The organism is Enterococcus sp. NBRC 3427 (genome assembly GCF_007996925.1).
In the GTDB taxonomy this organism is placed as follows: Bacteria; Bacillota; Bacilli; order Lactobacillales; family Enterococcaceae; genus Enterococcus_B; species Enterococcus_B lactis.
Genome location: NZ_BJLL01000010.1, coordinates 17,176 through 34,237, shown reverse-complemented (window position 1 = coordinate 34,237; position 17,062 = coordinate 17,176). Strand labels below are relative to the sequence as shown.

Annotated in this window: 19 protein-coding genes and 1 pseudogene; 2 read left to right on the top strand and 18 right to left on the bottom strand. The window is 39.5% G+C overall.

The genetic code is table 11. The features are described 5' to 3' along the window. Positions 1–315 precede the first annotated feature (315 nt). The 7 genes from tsaD to galE all read right to left on the bottom strand — a co-directional run bounded on the left by tsaD (position 316) and on the right by galE (position 6,732). On the bottom strand, positions 316–1,332 hold the full coding sequence (tsaD, locus tag ESP02_RS03875) for a tRNA (adenosine(37)-N6)-threonylcarbamoyltransferase complex transferase subunit TsaD (protein WP_002400358.1): 1,017 nt from the start codon (positions 1,330–1,332) through the stop codon (positions 316–318). Then, positions 1,329–1,793: a ribosomal protein S18-alanine N-acetyltransferase gene (gene rimI / locus ESP02_RS03870; RefSeq protein WP_002400360.1), complete on the bottom strand. Its 465-nt coding sequence runs from the start codon at positions 1,791–1,793 to the stop codon at positions 1,329–1,331. The genes tsaD and rimI (ESP02_RS03870) overlap by 4 nt, the downstream gene beginning before the upstream one ends. 6 nt (positions 1,794–1,799) lie before the next feature. Further along, positions 1,800–2,342 carry a ribosomal protein S18-alanine N-acetyltransferase gene (rimI, locus tag ESP02_RS03865; protein WP_002400363.1) on the bottom strand — a complete coding sequence of 181 codons (543 nt, stop codon included), beginning with the start codon at positions 2,340–2,342 and terminating at the stop codon, positions 1,800–1,802. Further along, entirely contained in the window at positions 2,326–3,048 is a 723-nt protein-coding gene (gene tsaB, locus ESP02_RS03860) for a tRNA (adenosine(37)-N6)-threonylcarbamoyltransferase complex dimerization subunit type 1 TsaB (protein WP_033795683.1), read from the bottom strand. The genes rimI (ESP02_RS03865) and tsaB overlap by 17 nt, the downstream gene beginning before the upstream one ends. 193 nt (positions 3,049–3,241) lie before the next feature. Further along, the gene (locus ESP02_RS03855; RefSeq protein ID WP_002400368.1) at positions 3,242–4,222 is read right to left on the bottom strand and encodes a LacI family DNA-binding transcriptional regulator; all 981 of its coding nucleotides are present in this window, start codon (positions 4,220–4,222) and stop codon (positions 3,242–3,244) included. Positions 4,223–4,246: 24 nt separating this feature from the next. After that, complete coding sequence (gene galT, locus ESP02_RS03850) at positions 4,247–5,731, bottom strand: UDP-glucose--hexose-1-phosphate uridylyltransferase (RefSeq protein ID WP_002400371.1); 1,485 nt, start codon at positions 5,729–5,731, stop codon at positions 4,247–4,249. A gap of 11 nt (positions 5,732–5,742) precedes the next feature. After that, the gene (gene galE, locus ESP02_RS03845; protein ID WP_038398731.1) at positions 5,743–6,732 is read right to left on the bottom strand and encodes a UDP-glucose 4-epimerase GalE; all 990 of its coding nucleotides are present in this window, start codon (positions 6,730–6,732) and stop codon (positions 5,743–5,745) included. Positions 6,733–6,979: 247 nt separating this feature from the next. Between galE and ESP02_RS03840 the strand changes: the two genes are divergently transcribed. Further along, on the top strand, positions 6,980–7,147 hold the full coding sequence (locus ESP02_RS03840) for a DUF3042 family protein (protein WP_002400375.1): 168 nt from the start codon (positions 6,980–6,982) through the stop codon (positions 7,145–7,147). 62 nt (positions 7,148–7,209) lie between these two features. On the opposite strand, the gene ESP02_RS03835 is transcribed toward ESP02_RS03840, so the two are convergent. The 10 genes and pseudogenes from ESP02_RS03835 to ESP02_RS03790 form a co-directional block, all read right to left on the bottom strand. Continuing rightward, entirely contained in the window at positions 7,210–9,021 is a 1,812-nt protein-coding gene (locus ESP02_RS03835) for an FAD/NAD(P)-binding domain-containing protein (protein ID WP_002400377.1), read from the bottom strand. After that, a complete protein-coding gene (locus ESP02_RS03830; protein WP_002400379.1) occupies positions 9,018–9,383 on the bottom strand; it encodes a DUF488 domain-containing protein in 366 nt (121 codons plus the stop codon). The genes ESP02_RS03835 and ESP02_RS03830 overlap by 4 nt, the downstream gene beginning before the upstream one ends. 157 nt (positions 9,384–9,540) lie before the next feature. Next, complete coding sequence (locus ESP02_RS03825; protein WP_002400381.1) at positions 9,541–9,936, bottom strand: rhodanese-like domain-containing protein; 396 nt, start codon at positions 9,934–9,936, stop codon at positions 9,541–9,543. Between the two features lie 17 nt (positions 9,937–9,953). After that, the gene (locus tag ESP02_RS03820; RefSeq protein WP_002400383.1) at positions 9,954–10,916 is read right to left on the bottom strand and encodes an ROK family glucokinase; all 963 of its coding nucleotides are present in this window, start codon (positions 10,914–10,916) and stop codon (positions 9,954–9,956) included. Next, positions 10,916–11,128, bottom strand: a complete 213-nt coding sequence (locus ESP02_RS03815; protein ID WP_002293902.1) for a YqgQ family protein — start codon at positions 11,126–11,128, stop codon at positions 10,916–10,918. Before ESP02_RS03815 ends, ESP02_RS03820 begins: the two co-directional genes overlap by 1 nt. A 20-nt stretch (positions 11,129–11,148) precedes the next feature. After that, the gene (locus ESP02_RS03810; protein WP_025478337.1) at positions 11,149–11,847 is read right to left on the bottom strand and encodes a rhomboid family intramembrane serine protease; all 699 of its coding nucleotides are present in this window, start codon (positions 11,845–11,847) and stop codon (positions 11,149–11,151) included. A 19-nt stretch (positions 11,848–11,866) separates the two neighbouring features. After that, positions 11,867–12,400 (bottom strand): 5-formyltetrahydrofolate cyclo-ligase, encoded by a 534-nt coding sequence (locus ESP02_RS03805; RefSeq protein WP_002400387.1) that lies wholly within the window; start codon positions 12,398–12,400, stop codon positions 11,867–11,869. A 142-nt stretch (positions 12,401–12,542) separates the two neighbouring features. Continuing rightward, entirely contained in the window at positions 12,543–13,547 is a 1,005-nt protein-coding gene (locus tag ESP02_RS03800) for an iron ABC transporter permease (protein ID WP_025478340.1), read from the bottom strand. After that, positions 13,544–14,533 carry an iron ABC transporter permease gene (locus ESP02_RS03795; protein ID WP_002400389.1) on the bottom strand — a complete coding sequence of 330 codons (990 nt, stop codon included), beginning with the start codon at positions 14,531–14,533 and terminating at the stop codon, positions 13,544–13,546. Before ESP02_RS03795 ends, ESP02_RS03800 begins: the two co-directional genes overlap by 4 nt. Continuing rightward, a pseudogene (locus tag ESP02_RS03790) lies at positions 14,530–15,335 on the bottom strand (ABC transporter ATP-binding protein). The gene ESP02_RS03795 and the pseudogene ESP02_RS03790 overlap by 4 nt, the downstream one beginning before the upstream one ends. 165 nt (positions 15,336–15,500) lie before the next feature. On the opposite strand from ESP02_RS03790, the gene ESP02_RS03785 reads away from it, so the two are divergent. Then, entirely contained in the window at positions 15,501–16,457 is a 957-nt protein-coding gene (locus ESP02_RS03785; RefSeq protein ID WP_010732392.1) for an ABC transporter substrate-binding protein, read from the top strand. A gap of 73 nt (positions 16,458–16,530) precedes the next feature. Here the strand turns inward: ESP02_RS03785 and ESP02_RS03780 are convergent, their stop codons facing one another. Next, complete coding sequence (locus ESP02_RS03780; protein ID WP_038398727.1) at positions 16,531–17,049, bottom strand: dihydrofolate reductase; 519 nt, start codon at positions 17,047–17,049, stop codon at positions 16,531–16,533. Positions 17,050–17,062 lie beyond the last annotated feature (13 nt).

Genomic DNA, 17,062 nt, shown 5'->3' with positions numbered 1-17,062 from the left:
TGATTTATTGAATTAATCATAGCACAGGAAAAAAACGAACACAATTTATATAATAACTATTTTTTATTATATAAAATAGCATAAAACGTTTTGAAAATAAACTCTAATATAAATTTAAATAACACATACTATTAAAAGTAGACAAAAAAATAGGGTTGTGACAAAAATCTGTCACAACCCTTATTACAATAAATAGTGTTCAAAAGCTTGCATCTACGGTAATAAATTCAACCAAATCAAAAACATGTGAAGCTGTTTTTTTCTTTGCTGTTCTTATAACTTGATGCAAGGCAGCTTTTTCGCACTCTCTTTCATTTATTCAGATAAAACCAAGCTTGGATCAGCATTCAACTGATAGCTGGCAAAATTTCTTTTTTGCATTTCCACATGTGCTGCTGCTCCAATCATTGCAGCATTATCTCCACAAAGTCTCAGAGGTGGAATCACTAATTCTACTTCAGGGAGTTTAGCTGACAGAGCAGCTTGCAATCCTTCACGCAATCCTTGATTGGCCGCTACACCTCCAGCTACAACCAGTTGCTTGACTGGATAATTTTGACACGCTCGAAGTGTTTTAGTAATCAATACATCGATCACACTTGCTTGAAAGCTAGCTGCTAAATCATTTTTGTCTAGATCTTCTCCACGCTGTTGTGCATTATGCACCAAATTGATAAATGCACTTTTTAATCCACTAAAACTGAAATCATAATTATCTTCATGGATCATCGCTCGTGGAAAATGATAATTATCTTTTCCTTGATGAGCTAGCTGATCGATTTCTTTTCCGCTTGGATATGAAAGACCTAAGACTCTTCCAACTTTGTCATAAGCTTCTCCTGCTGCGTCATCTCTTGTCTCCCCAATGATTTCATATGATCCATCTTCTTGCATATAGACTAATTCTGTATGTCCTCCGCTAACAAGAAGTGCCATCAATGGAAACTGGAATGGTTTGACCAGACGTGCGGCATAAATATGACCTGCCATATGGTTCACAGGAATCAGCGGCAATTGGTGTGCCCAAGCAAAAGCCTTAGCTGCAGAAATACCAATCAACAAAGAGCCGACGAGTCCAGGCCCATAAGTGACAGCGACTGCCGATAAATCTTTTGCCGATACACCAGCTTCTACCAGTGCATCTTCCAAGCATAAGGTTATTTGTTCTACATGATGGCGGCTAGCTACTTCAGGCACCACTCCGCCAAAACGTTTATGACTGTTTATTTGGGAAGCAACGATGTTAGATAAGATCTCTGTTCCATTTCTAACGACCGCTACACTCGTTTCATCACAACTTGATTCAATTGCCAGAATCAATTCTTCATTCATTTTATCGTCTCCGTTTTTAACTTTCTGCTCATAATGATCGCATCTTCTGTCGGATTGCGATAATATGATTTCCGTTTACCTAATATACGGAACTTTTCTGATTCATAAAGTTTTCTTGCTGCTTCATTAGACAGACGTACTTCTAAAAAAACATGCAGCGAATCTTTTATTTGTTCCGCAATCAGCAGATGTAGCAAATGCCGTGCATAGCCTTTTCCTTGTTCTGAAACTGCAACAGCGATATTTGTGATTTCGACTTCATCCATTACTTTCGAATACCCGACAAAACCACAGATCTGGTTATCTTCAACTAAAAGCAAATAATCCGTGTGGGGCTGTTGGATATCTGTCAAAAACTGCATCTTCGTCCAAGGTGAGCCATATGGATAAGCATTTTCGCTAATTGCCCATACGCATTCTGCCAAATATGCTTCATCAAAATCTTTTTTTCTGCAAATCAACTAATCTCACTCATTTTCTAAAATTTTTATCATATCCAACGCATCTTCTTTTGTTTCAGTGTAATATCTTTTTTTGATCGTCGTTGCTTGAAACCCTAATTTCCGATAAAGTCTTTGCGCATCCTGATTACTCATGCGCACTTCCAACGACATCGTCTCACAGCGATTCATTATAGCAAAGTTCTCGATTTCGTCAATAAGCAGCGAACCGATTCGTTTACGCTGATATGCCGGTCGAACAGCAATATTCGTGATATGACAATCTAAACCGAACGCCCTTGAACCGACAAAACCGATCATTCTTCCACTATCAAAGATCCCTAAATATAGATGAGGGAGCGGTGACTTCAACTCTGACATAAAAGCACTTTTTGTCCATGGCAACTCGCCATTATAGACTTCTCGTTCAACATCCAACAGCTCTTTGATATCTTCTGTAGTCAATTCTCTTAGTATATAGTGACGATCGATTTGTTCGATTGTTTTTTCTGTATAGATCATTTTATCTTGAAAAAGACTTCTAGCATATGCTTTAAATTTTTTCAACATAGCTTTCGTCTCCAGGCGTGTGCGTCTCTAACCATTTCTCTTCAGCTTCTACTCGTTTTAAATAACGAGGGAGAAAAGCTTGTTTATCTGCAACTGGTTCATCCAACGCACCTAATTGAGCCACAGTCACACCACTTGGGATATCCCATGCTGGAACTGTATTAATCATCGCATCAGGCAGCATTTCTTTTATTTCAGAGATGAATTTATGACAATCACTCCCAACGAAATAAATAGCTTCATTCAGCTCTTGTAGTTGTGCAAACAAATCAGAAGCAGCAATATGTACATCTTCAAGTACAGTTTCTAATCTATTTTCTTTCCAGCGGTATGCCCCAGCATAGACATTTTTTCTTCGAGCATCAAACATGGGCACAATCATTTTATTCACCCCGACACAATTAGCCGCGATGGCTTTTAGGCTAGATACTCCTATTAGCTCTTTATCTAGTGTATAAGCAATCGTTTTCGCTGTCGTTACACCTATACGAAGTCCGGTATAAGAACCGGGACCATCAGAAACCGCGATTCGGTCAATGTTTTGGGGACTCATTTGAAGATCTGCAAACAATTGGTCAATGGCAGGCATCAGCGTCACACTGTGGTTGCGTTTGATATTTGTCTGTATTTGCCCAAGAATTTGTTTATCTTCCACCACACCGATCGCCAAAGTTTGATTTGCAGTATCTATTCCTAATGTAATCATATATTTGATCCTTTCTGCTATAACATTCTTGCCTTCCATTGTAGCATACTTTTTTATTCCAATGATGAAAATATCAAAGGCAAAACTAGTACAATGATACATGATTATCTGCTGACCGGCAAATCTAGTTTCTTCTTTACATACACAAAAAAAGCTGCGGTATCACGACACTTTACCACAACTTTTTCTTTTTTTATTTCGTCGACTCTCGAACAATCAACTCTGTTTCCACAATGATTTTTCTTGAAACTGGTGCTTTGGAATTACTTAGTTGAAGGATCGTCTCCACTGCTAGCTCTCCCATCCATTCCGTATAAACTTTCACAGTAGAAAGAGAGGGTGTTACATATTTCGCTACACTGACATCGTTGAAACCCATCACGGAAATATCTTTTGGCACCGCTAAACCTGTTTCTTGAATCGCTTTCAGCGCGCCAATCGCTAATGCATCATTAGCCGCAAAAAGTGCATCAGGAATCTGCTCATTTGTTTTTAAATATTTTTTAACCGCTTGATAGCCTGACTCGACAGAAAAATCTGCTTCGATAATTGAACCTTCGTCGTAGCCTTTTTCTGCTAAAACTTGTTGGAATGCCATGATTCTAGGATCCCTTAGTCGCTGATGGTTTTTCTTTGTATATTCTGTTCCAGCAAGCATCGCGATATGTTGTGCATCCTGGGAAACAAAGTGCTCAATGACTTTTTGAACACTCGACTTAAAATCGACAACTATAGAATCGATTCCTTGAGAAGTGCCATCAGAATCTACCAGAAGCAGGGCTTGTTGAGATTGTTTCAAATCCAACAGCTGAGCTTCATCGAATTTCCCTAATGCGATCGTTCCATCCGCTGGAAGCTCACTAATGGAATCCCACGTTTCTTTCAACAAAGTAACGTTTGCTTCTTCTGCCTTTTTTTCGATTCCTAAACGAATAGACAAATAATAAAGATCTTCAAGTTCTTCTGTATCATCGTACCATTGGATCAGACGAAGGGTTTGCTTAGCATTTGCTGCATTTTTGCGGTGCTTCGTATAATTCAAGCGTTCCGCTGCTTCAAAAATTTTTTGCTTTGTGGCTAAGCCGACGGAAAGTTCAGGATCGTAGTTGAGCACTCTTGAAACAGTAGCAGGAGAAACTCCTGCCAACTGAGCGATATCTTTAATTGTTGCCATTTGTCTCTCCTCCTTTTTTTCCGTTTATAAAATCGCAGTAAACCGCTCAAACGCTGCTTGACCTTTTTCATCTCGCTTGAATACTCCAGCATCTTCCAAGACACGAGCAAAAACCTGACCTACAGCTTTTTGTACAATATCAGTGACCGCGTCTTTCGTCAAATCAGGATGCTCTTTTTTTAACTGTTCTGCCCATGGACGATGGTATTCAGCCATCTGGTTTTCTTCTCCCAATAAGAACCGCTCTACTTCTGCTAGTTCCGGTTTCAAACGAGGTGGTAAAACAGCAAGCCCCATTACTTCGATCAATCCAATGTTCTCTTTCTTGATATGTTGGACATCTTTATGCGGATGAAAAATACCATCAGGATGTTCATCTGAAACATTATTGTCTCGAAGGACAAGGTCCAGTTCAAAATAATTGTCCCTTCTTCGTGCAATTGGCGTAATCGTGTGGTGTGGTGTACCATCTGCTGAAAAAGCCTGGATTTCTACTGTTTCATCCGAATATTCTTTCCACTTTTCCAACACTGAATTGGCTGCTTCAATCAGCAACTCTTTATCTGTTGATTGCAAACGGATCACAGACATCGGCCATTTCACAACTCCTGCGATGACTTGCGGATAATCTGCTAATTTGATGAGTTTTTCTATTGGTGCTTTTGCCATAGGAAATTCATGACGTCCTGCCTGATAATGATCATGAGAAAGAATCGATCCTCCAACAATCGGCAAGTCAGCATTTGAACCAACAAAGTAATGAGGCAAGACTTCAGTAATCCGAAGCAGTCTAACAAATGTTTCCTTTGAAATTTTCATTGGGCGGTGCTGCTCCGATAAAATGATCGAATGCTCATTGTAATAAGCATAAGGAGAATATTGGAATCCCCAGCTTTCACCGTCTAGATTCATTCGAATGATTCGATGATTGGTGCGGGCTGGATAATTCAAGCGTCCTCTATATCCTTCATTTTCCATACACAGCATACATGTAGGATAATCTACTTTGGCTGCCTCGCGTTCTGCCGCAATTTGTTTTGGATCTTTTTCTGGTTTAGATAAATTGATCGTGATTTCCAATTCACCATATGCTGACTCTGCTGGAAATTTGATATTTTTAGCGATGGCTCTTGTTTTGATGTAATCATTTTTCTTACTTAAATCAAAGAAATAATCAGTTGCTTCCTCTGGACTTTTCGAATAATGCTGTGCAAAGAATGCATTGACAACGGAAGGCGGCGGTGTAAGAAAATCCATCAATTGTGCCTCAAAAATCTCTTGTTCTGCTGGTAATTCTGAAAGAACACCATTTTCTCTTGCCTTAGCGACAAGCTGGTCCAATAAGTCTACTGATTCTTCCTTAACTGGTCTTACTTCGACGCTTTCTAGAGCGTCTTCTCCTACCATCCCTAAAAGACGATTCTGTAAATATAAGCGGTCCATTTCCATCCATCCGCCAGCTTCGATCGCAAGTGTGGCAAAATCACAAATCGTTTGACTGATTGACATATCTCATTCCCCTATTCTTCATAACCATTTGGATGGCTGACATGCCAATCCCATGCTGTTTTGATAATTGCTTTGATATCTGTGTATTCAGGTTTCCAGCCCAGAATCTCTCTCGCTTTTTCACTTGAAGCGACTAATCGGCTAGGATCTCCAGCTCTTCTTGGTGCTATTTCTGCTGGGATTTCTTTCCCTGTCACTTCTCTAGCTGCTTCTAACATTTCTTTGACCGAGTACCCTTTATTACTGCCTAAATTGAAGAAGTTGCTTTCGTTTCCTTCTTTCAAGTATTCCAAAGCTAAAATATGTGCGGCAATCAAGTCTTCTACTTGAACATAATCTCTAATACATGTTCCGTCTGGTGTATCGTAATCGTCTCCATAAACAGCCAATGCTTTTCTTTGACCAAGAGCTACTTGTAAAATGATTGGGACAAGATGCGTTTCTGGTGTATGATCTTCTCCGATATATGCATCTGCTTTTGCTCCGGCTACATTGAAGTAGCGCAAAGCGACATAGCGCATGCCATACGCTTGGTCACACCACTTCATCATTTTTTCCATCATCAATTTGCTTTCACCATACGGATTTTTAGGATTAGTTGGTGTATTTTCCGTGATTGGAGACTCTTTCGGCTCTCCATAAGTTGCTGCAGTAGAAGAGAATACGATTTTATTCACGTTGAACTCATGCATAACTTCAAGTAAGATTTGCATACCATATACGTTGTTGTTAAAATACATCAATGGTTTTTCGACAGATTCTCCTACTAAAGAGCTTGCAGCAAAATGGATTACTCCTTCAATCTGTTCCTTTTCAAATACGGAACGTAGAAATTCTTTATCCCGAATATCACCTTCATAAAAATGAGCATCTGGATGTACTGCTTGTTTGTGACCTGTGAGTAAATTATCTACCACAGCGACTTGATACCCCTTTTGAACTAGCTGGTCTACAGCGTGCGAACCGATATAGCCGGCTCCGCCTAGTACTAAAATTGTCATAAAAAACACTCCTTTGATTAGTGAAATTGTGTTTGTTGATTCTATATAATTTAAAAAACGAAGTCTACTTTTATGGTGGAAAAGAAGAAAGTAAAATTTCGTAAATATATCTGGTAAATTTATAATAAAACATTTAGTAAACATTTTCAAGGATTTTTTGCAAAGGTTTACAAACAAACGTAAAACTAGCCTTTTTTTCTCTTTTGTTCCATAATAGACATAACAAATAATAAATGAGGTGGATTCAATGAAAAAATTTGTATCTGGAATATTAGTAGGTAGCTTGGCAACAGCCGCTGCCGTTGCTGGTTTGGTCGCTTCTGTGAAAAAAACAGTGATCGATCCGATTGACAAAAAAGAGGCAATGATCGAAGAAAATCGTAAAAAAGCAATGCGCAAACGCGTTTCTCGTTAATAATTATTTAAAAAATACGCATGAAGACTTGTGAAAGAACAGATAAGTCATCATGCGTATTTTTATTTGTCAGTCAATATAAGTTGTGCTATTTTATCTGCCTGTCTCAAATTCCATGGATCTGTATAAGGTCTAGCTGCTGCTGCAGTTAACCAATCTACACCTTCAACTGGTATTCCATAGCAATAAAAGCCAGACTGGATTTTCCCGGAAGCATCAATCACGCGATTCGTACCTCGCTCAACATCTATAGCTTCTGAATGATAACTTCCTGTATTATCTGAAAACGAAAAAGGGCGAACAAGTTTATTTTCCTTCAAATTTTTTATGACAGGATTACTTGAACGAGAAAAGCTTGTTTGTGGCAAACGAGCTTCGATCAAATAGCGACTGCTGATTTCTTTATCTTGTAGAGAAATAACATAGCGGTTTTGCTTTTGCTGAATATCAAGTGGCGGTTCGATCAAATGAAAAATACCCGCATCTATCAGTGCTGCTAACTCTTTCGTCCGAATAACTGGCGGACCAATCGTTAAAAAGCTGTTTAAATGAGTAAACCATCCCCACAGTATTTCTTTGTATTCCTTAGCAGAAAAAACGTGCCATTCAATAGCCTGCCGGATTGGATCACGCCAGTCTTTCAATGCATCAAATGTCGAAGTCAATGCCCCTGTGCAATTGCCTTTTTCCGCTTCTTTTATCTGCCCATCAATAAATGCTCGGCTAGCTTCAGCAAAGGACTCATCCTGATAGGTAAGAGGAGTTTCTAGACACGACCAAGACCATTTGTAAGGAAGTAATGTTGGATACTTTCCAAGACACTCTTCTGAAGAGAGGGAAAGAAAATCATGCTCAAAAGCTTTCCTTGAAATCGGCAAGTGATGTTCTTCGATGATTTTCTTATAATAAAACAACTCAGCATCTTTTTTCAGATAGTCAAAAAATGTTTCGCCAGTCAAAAGTCCCAATCGATGCCATTGCTCAAGGTTCTCTTTTGTAAGTAGCCGTGGCCATGCCATTGCTCCGCCTTGCTTTTGATTTCTCCCCCGAGGATAATAAGGAAGACCTCTTCTTGACCCGCTGTATACAATCGGTTCCTTGCCAGATGGATGATAGACTAGTTTTCCCTTTTTGTTTTCGAAGCGTCCACCTCTTGAGACCGTAAACAATCCGACATAATCAAAAAAGCTTAAACCAAGCCCTCTTAGAAAAACATTTTCTTTTGGCGGTATCCTTGAAAGATCGACATCTGCCGGATTAGAAGGAAGCTGATACAGTAAATCATTTTTCTTTGCATAGTCTACCCAGGCTCTTTCCTCTTCTGTCTGATCATTTTCCCAATGACCACTCGCTAAAATGAGCTGATCGACAGGATAGCTTTGCTGATCTGTCTGTAAAAGGAAACCGTCTTTTTCTTTGCTGACCTTTTTCACTAAAGAATAGACAAGCTGAGTAGAAGCTGGAAATTCTTCTTGCAACTTTGAGAAAAACCAGCGTTGATAAAGTCCGTATAGGCAACGAGTAGATTGATGATCTTTTTCCAGACGGTTAATTTCTTCTATAAATAGTTGCTTATTTTTGGTTACCGTCTGTTCGATATAATCTGTAGCAGGTCCTTTACTCCATTGAAACAAATTAGGTCCCGGCATTACCGTTCCCCCACTGGACAACGTTTCGTCTGTAAAAAGCGTCACTTGTTGAGAAACAGAGTTCATTAATAATTCTGGTGGCTGATCCAACCGCCAAACTCGACCGCCTGGACCTTCTGGATCAAAAAGAATAAGTTCAAGAGAATGTCTGCCCTGATTATTATGGAGAATCCTTTCTGCTACACTTAATCCTCTAGGTCCGGCACCAATGATCCCTATTTTCATTTGTACACCTCCTTTTCGATAAATTCTTTTAACACAACGGCATGGTTCTGGTGCTCGTTTTTTGCACCATAAACGAAAGTAATGACTGGATGTTCTTTCATAAGTTGGGTGAGTTCGGAAACAGCTCGTGTCTTTTCTTCTTCAAAAGATAATTCTTGCTGATATTTCTTTGCAAATGAAGCAAAACGTTCTGGTACATGATCAAATGCTTTGCGTGCTTCATTACTAGGCGCAATTTCTTTCAACCATAGATCCAAGTGTGCTTTTTCTTTTGAAATTCCTCGTGGCCAGAGCCTATCCACGAGTATCCGAAAGCCATCCTCTTCTTCAGCATCAAGATAAACACGCTTTAATTTGATCATAGTTGTTTCCTTCTTTCTGCCTTTTTGCTTTTATATGTAGATAATAGCACAAAATAAAAAATGAACGACACAACTATCCCTCGCGTCGTTCATTTTTTCTTAGTCAATACCTGATTATTGATCTAGCTTTTCCAAAGCTGTCATAAAAATATATGCTTTATACTTTTTTGCTTTTGATTTTTCCAGACCAGCCGTCATAACCACCCTTAAGCAAATAAATCTCTTTATAACCTGCTTTACGTAATTTATTTGCCGTACGGATACTCAAGCTTTTCTTTTGATCGTAGATATAGACAGGTTGGTCTTTTCGAATCGATCCTAGTGAATCTTTCAAAACAGTGTAAGGGATGTTTCTTGCACCTAAGATATGCCCTGCATCAAACACATCTTTTTCGCGAACATCGATTACTTGTGCTTTTCTCATTCCTTCTCGAAACTCTTCTTCTGTCAAAGTCGTTGCTGAACGCTTGGCCATTACTCGTAGATAGACTTCCCAAAAGATGATTGCAAACACAATCAATAGCAAAATGATATTAATTACCCATAAAACCATGTGATGCCTCCGTCTTTTTAAGCAAATTTCAAGGCTAATGAGGCAGCGCCAATGACACCAGCTTCATTTCCAAGCTCTGCTAATTTGATTTTTGTTGATTCTCTTACTTGTGGGAAAGTGAATTCTTTAAAATATTTCTCTACACGGCTGCGTAAAAATTCTCCTGCTGCCGATACTCCGCCGCCTAACACAATACTTGACGGATTCAATGTATTCCCCAAGTTTCCGCAAGCTAAACCTAAATAGAAGCATACGCGATCAACAACCATCAATGCAAACGGATCGTCTTCTTGAGCCATTTCAAAGATATCTTTACTTGTTACTTCTTCACCGTTATCTAACATTGCTTTCAGTTTTGAATCTCCTGCGTATTCTTCTGCCAAGTAACGACCTAGACGTACCACACCAGTAGCGCTAGATACAGTTTCTAAACATCCGCGTTTACCGCAAGTACATTCGAACCCTTCAGGATCCACAGTGATATGGCCGATTTCTCCGCCTGCTCCGCTCACGCCATGGATCAAATTCCCGCCAGCAACGATACCACCGCCAACACCTGTTCCTAGAGTAACGAATACAACGTCTGGATCGTTTTCTCCAGCACCTTTCCATCGTTCACCTAAAGCAGCCACATTCGCATCATTATCTATAGCGAATTTGATTCCTGTCCCTGCTTCAATCAATTTTTTCACAAATTGTACTTCTGTCCAGTTCAAGTTATATGCGCCAATAACCGTTCCAGCTTCACTGTCCACGCTTCCTGGAGTACCCATACCGATTCCAATAAAGTCTTCGGCTTTCATATTATATAAATTCAATCGATGGTTGATTGATTCGATGATTTCAGGAACGATATGTTTGCCATCATCCAAAATATTGGTATCGATGCTCCATTTTTGTTGAATCTCTCCTTCTGGTGTTAAAATTGCAAATTTTGCTGTTGTTCCACCTAAATCAATCCCAATAATTTTCTTGTCCATTACAAATTTCCTTTCTTTCGGCTTTCTTCAATTCGGTGCTCTCTTTTTAATATGCGCCACGCTGTCATGTATGTATCATGATCGATCAAACGGCTATCATACAGATTCCGCAATTCAATAGTCATCAATTCAATATCATAGATGCGTGCACCCACATAGATAAAGATGCCAAATTTTTTGAACAGCTGCTGTACATCATATAAGCTCTCCATCTTTAAGCACTTCCTTCATATTATACAAGTAAACCATATTTTTTTAAACCCAGTAAAATACATATTACAAAAAGAAATCCAAAAACTAGTGTAGAAAGAATCTTCTGGTGTATCGAATAGCTTGTCTGCTGTTTCGGTAGCCCTAAAATATTCCCTAATACTAATCCGCCCACCAGTCCGCCGACATGTCCCCAAACATCTACAGAGGTGTCAAGAAGACCAAAAACAAATGTCATCGCAATAAATAAAAGAAAATGTCTGACTAGTTGTTGGATCGCCGTATTATATTTAAAATGAAATCCTAAAATAAACAACGCACCAAACAATCCGAATATCGAAGTGCTTGCACCACCAGACAAAACATTCGCTTCGTTGAAAGCAAAACTTGCTGTATTTCCCATTATCCCGCTGAACATATAGATCAGGAAAAACCGCCAGTGACCGTATATTGCCTCGATTTGCTGCCCCATAAAATACAATATCAGTGAGTTCATGACGAAATGCATCACTCCAAAATGGATGAAGATTGGTGTCACTAAGCGCCACCATTCATTGAAGTGAACAAGATAAGGACCATACATTCCAGTATAATAAGGAATTTCAAGACGCGGAAACAACTCCATTATAATGAAGACTATTGTCTGTATCCCCAAAAAAACATAGGTCCATAACGGTCGCCTCAACCATGCACGCATTTTTATTTGCTGTTGATAATTCATGAAAACCTCCCATTTCATTTTAGTCAATAAATAATTGTTGGATCTTCTGATCAAAACTCTCCGGTTGCCATTGTTCATTCAATTGTTCTCGAAAAACAAGGCTGCATGTTTTTCGATGGAAATTTTTTAAATACCGATCGTAATAACCACCGCCAAAACCAATTCGATAACCGGCTCTATTGTAGATAATCCCTGGTACAATGAGGAGGTCGATCATTTCCGGCAAATAAAGCTTCTCTGATTGTGGCTCGAGAACGCCAAAACTCGAACGTTCAAAAATGGTGTGTTCATCCATTTCATAAAACGCCATCTGTCGTTTTGGTAAAGTTTTAGGAACAACTATCTTCTTTTGTTCTTTTTTCGCCCGTTGGATAATCGGCTGTGTATCCAGCTCAAATTCATTTGATAAAGTCGTCCCTATCACTTGTGCCGACTTCCAGTACTTGCTTGCGAATAGCTGTTCACAGATTCGCTGTTCTTTGTCCTTTTTCTTGCCGCTTTTGGCCAGATTTTTCAGCTTTTCAATTCCTTGCCGGCGTAATTTTTCTTTCATTTGCTCCAAAAAATCACCCTTCCTTCTCTCATAAAATGGTATAGGAAAAAAAGAAAAATAGCAATCGAACTTTCAAATAAATGTATAAATAAAAGAAAAAGAAGACCTAACAATGATTGGCCTTCTTGCCTTTTAATGAACTTCAACTGCTCAGCACGTGTTTTTGTCTGATAAACAATACATACAGAAAATATGGCGCACCAAAAAAGGCAATCAAAATTCCTGTCGGTATCTCCCCACTTGGCAGAATCACTCGTGCAACAATATCTGCGCTAAGTACAAAAACGGAACCAAACAAACTGCTTAGAATAAAGGTCCAGTGATTTTCTTTACGTACGACTAGCTTCGCAGCATGAGGAGCTAGTAGTCCTACAAAGGATAAACTCCCTGTCACCGCTACGCTACCGCTTGCTAAAGCAACAGCTAACAACAAAAGGATTTTTTGACTTTTAGCCACATTTAGCCCTAATCCTTGCGCGCGTTCTTGACCAAATGATAGCAAGCCAATCCGCTGCGCATAAAATCCTCCTAGCGGAATCAAGATAATCGCCCATGGAAGAAGCGCCCAAACATAGGACCAGCTCGCACCCCAAATCGATCCCGCCAACCATGCATTGACAAATCCATAATTTTCCTTTGACAATTGGATGGTGCACAACAACGTTAATGCAGAAAGACCAACATTCACGGCAATACCAGACAATAAGATACGATTCATCCCTAAAAATCCATTTCGATCATAGGCTGCAAGATACACACAGCAAGCAGCGAGAATACCTCCTATAAAGGCTACGACTAGCAACAGAAACGGCAGAGAATATTGTGAAAAGAAACCTAAATAAAGCATCACTAGAAATCCAGCTCCCGCATTAATCCCCAATATGCTAGAATCTGCCAATTCATTTCTCGTCACTCCTTGCAAGATATAGCCAGAAACGCCAAGACAAGCACCTGCTAATAAACTGATCAGTAATCGAGGAACTCGAAACTCTCCAACAATCAGCGCCAAAGAAGAGGAGCCTTTCCCTATGAACGTGTCAAAAAGCTGATCAAGATAAACAAAAGGCGTGCCAATCATCAAACTACCTACAGACAAGACGATAAGTAGAAAAAGCAAGAAATACAACGTCCAATATATTCTTTTCACCGTTGTTCCCTCCTTACTTGTATCAGTAAAAACGGAACGCCAATCAATGCGATGACTAATCCAAAAGGTGTTTCAAAAGGTGGATTGATCATCCTTGCTGCAAAATCCGCCAACATGACCAGTCCGCCTCCAACTAAAAAAGAGAGAGGTAGGACATAACGATAGTCTGTCCCAACCATTCCGCGAACAATCGGCGGAACCAACAGCCCAATAAATGAAACAGGTCCGACTAACGAAACGGCAATGGCTGCTAACACTGCAACTAGACAGAAAACAATCAACCGTGTTCGTTTAGGATGACCTCCAAGAGCTAATGCATGGGTTTCACTCAAACTAATCAAGGATATCGCTTTTCCTAATGAAAAAGAAACCAAGACAGCAAGTACATATACAGGGAACAACACTGTTAATTGTTTCCATGTGATATTGGCAGCTCCACCTACAAACCAAAAAGCAAGATCCTGCTGTAGATTAAAAAATTGGGTAAGTGCTTGACTGATTGCAGTAAAAAAAGAACTAATAGCTACGCCAGCTAAAATCAGCTGTAAAGGATTCATGCCTATTTTCGAAAACTGCAAAAAGCCAAATACGAGCAAAGTCACAGCAAAAGAACCTGCCAATGACACCAGAAACACAGAAAAGCCAGAAGCTTTGGGCCAAAAAGCAAAACTAAGAGCCATTGCCAATGAAGCACCAGCGTTGATTCCTAGTAAACCTGAATCTGCTAACGGATTTCTTGTCACTCCTTGCATCAATGCACCGCTCAATGCAAAACAACTCCCTACGAGAAATGCCCCTGCGACCCGAGGCAAGCGAATGTTTCTTATGATTTGATGACTTTGTTTTGATCCATCAAAATCAACCAACGCCTGCCAAAAGGCTATTTTTCCCACACTCGCTGCGCCATTTGAAAGAGCAATAAAAAAAATGATCAAAAGAACAAAACAGATCAAAAGCAAGAGTTTGTTTTTTTTTCTAGCCTTCATAATTGCTCCTCCTGCTCTTTTGGCAACAGATCATACGTTAGAAAAACTGGTTTATTCGTTTTTGGTAGTGTGACAATCGTTGCATCAATCTCAAATATTTTTTTCATACACTCTTTTGTGATCACTTCTTCAGGTGTACCTTCCGTAATCAATTCACCGTTTTTCATTCCTAGTAAATAATCGGAAAAACGTGAAGCAAGATTAATGTCATGGATCGACATCAAGATCGTTGTTTGTTTTATTTGATTGATTTGAGTCAATAACTGTAGGATCTCTAATTGGTGTGACGGATCTAAAAACGTCGTCGGCTCGTCCAAGATCAAGATATCTGTTTCCTGAGCAAGTGCCATAGCGATCCAGACACGCTGAGTTTGTCCACCAGACAACGTTGCGATATCTCGTGTGCGATATCCAGACAAACCTGTTGCATCCAAAGCCCACTCGATTGCTTCATGATCTTGTGCATCCAACCGCTAAACAGTTTTTGATAGGGATATCGTCCGTAAGACACTACTTCTTCTACTGTCATACCTATAGGATGTTCACTAGTTTGTGCTAATAAAGCAATTTTTTTTGCAAGTTCTTTTGAACTGTATGTAGATATATCAGAGTCATTGACAATGATCTTTCCTGATTTCACAGGTAGTATACGGGTAAAGCTTTTCAATAAAGTAGATTTTCCACTTCCGTTTGGCCCAATCAAGCTCGTGATTTTCCCTTCAGGAATCGTAACAGACATGTTTTCAATAATTTTTTTATTTTCGTAGCCGGCTGCAATATCAGCTGCCCTTAGTCTCGTCATTTCACCCATCCTTTCGCTGAAAATCATTCTCAATTATGACGCTGTTTCACTATTTCGTCAAGCGCTACTTTCATATCTATAGCTAAATGAAGCGGTTGACAGCATTCGAAATATCAGGAATAATAACCAATGAGAAAGATTCTCAATTATGTCAGGAGGAAAGAAATGAACTTAAAAACAAAAGTATTCACATTATCTAGCATGTTGCTGTTGGCTGGGGTATTGAGCGCTTGCTCTCCCTCTTCAGATAAAGAAGCAGCTACACCTGCCAATTCGACGACCTCATCTACCAGCACGCATACAGTCACAGATACGCTTGGACATAAAGTCGACATTCCAAACGCACCTAAACGGATCATCGGTAGTTACTTAGAAGACTATCTGATTTCCCTAGGAGAAAAACCTATCGCCCAATGGACAGTGGGCAGTGGTTCTATCCAAGATTATCTGCAAGATGATTTGAAAGATGTTCCAACTATTTCTTATGATCTTCCTTACGAGAAAGTATTAAGCTTCGAACCTGACTTGCTGTTGATTTCTTCTTCCGCTACTGTCGAAGGTGGGAAATACGAGCAATATAGTAAAATCGCGCCAACTTATGTCGTAAAAAACGGAACAGATGTCACATGGGAAGAACAACTAAAAGATGTCGGCAAGGCTTTAGCAAAAGAAAAAGAAGCGGAAAAAGTCATTTCCGATTATCAAAAATCCGTCAAGAGCACTCGCGAAGAATTAGCAGATAAAATTGAGAACAAGACAGCTGCAGTGTTATGGGTGACCAACAACTCCGCCTTCATGGTCAGCAAAAATCGGTCAAGCGGTAGAATCGTATATGACGATCTAAAATTTGGTGTGCCTGATTTAGTAGAAGAAGTGTCCAAAGAAGCCACTTCTGACTGGTCTGCTGTTTCTTCGGAAAAACTAGCTGAATTAGATGCTGATTACATCATTCTTGTGAACAGTGATAAAGATGCTGCTATGTTCAATGAACCAAGTTGGAAGAATCTCAAAGCAGTGAAGGACGATCACGTACTGCAATTCGGACCTGAATCTAGCTGGCTATATAACGGACCTATTGCCAGTCAGGAAATGGTCAATGATATCAAAGAAAAGTTAAACTGATTTTAACTAAAAAAAGCATCTTCACGTTCATTCGCGAGATGCTTTTTTATTATTAAAAACTGAATACCGGATATTATTCTTCTTTTGAAACAACCCTATTTCTTACTCTTTCCCATTTTTGAAAACGATGGGCATATAAATTTTCCTGATCCGTTATTCCCTCGTATTCCTCTATAAGAGCGAAGTCTGAAAAATCGATATCCCCAATATACGTATCTCCTTCAAACGTGCTATCAATCAATGTCCGCCAGATTCGACCGGTGTAAGGAAGAAGTTCTTGAAAAATCCGACTGCCACCCGAAACATAGATATCTTCTGAGATTGTTTGACTATACGCCAAAAGTTCATCGATTGAATGCATCACTTCTGCATTTTCTTTCGTGCGAAAGTTCGGTTGCGTTGTCAATACGATGATATGGCGATAAGGAAGTGAGAGATCGCCCATTCCTTCATAGGTCTTTCTTCCCATCACTAAGATTCGATCCATTGTATGTTCACGAAAAAAACGCATGTCATTTGGCAATCGCCACGGTAGCAATCCATTTTTGCCGATCAGACCATTTCTATCTTGTGCCCACATTGAAATAAACATATCATCCGCTCCT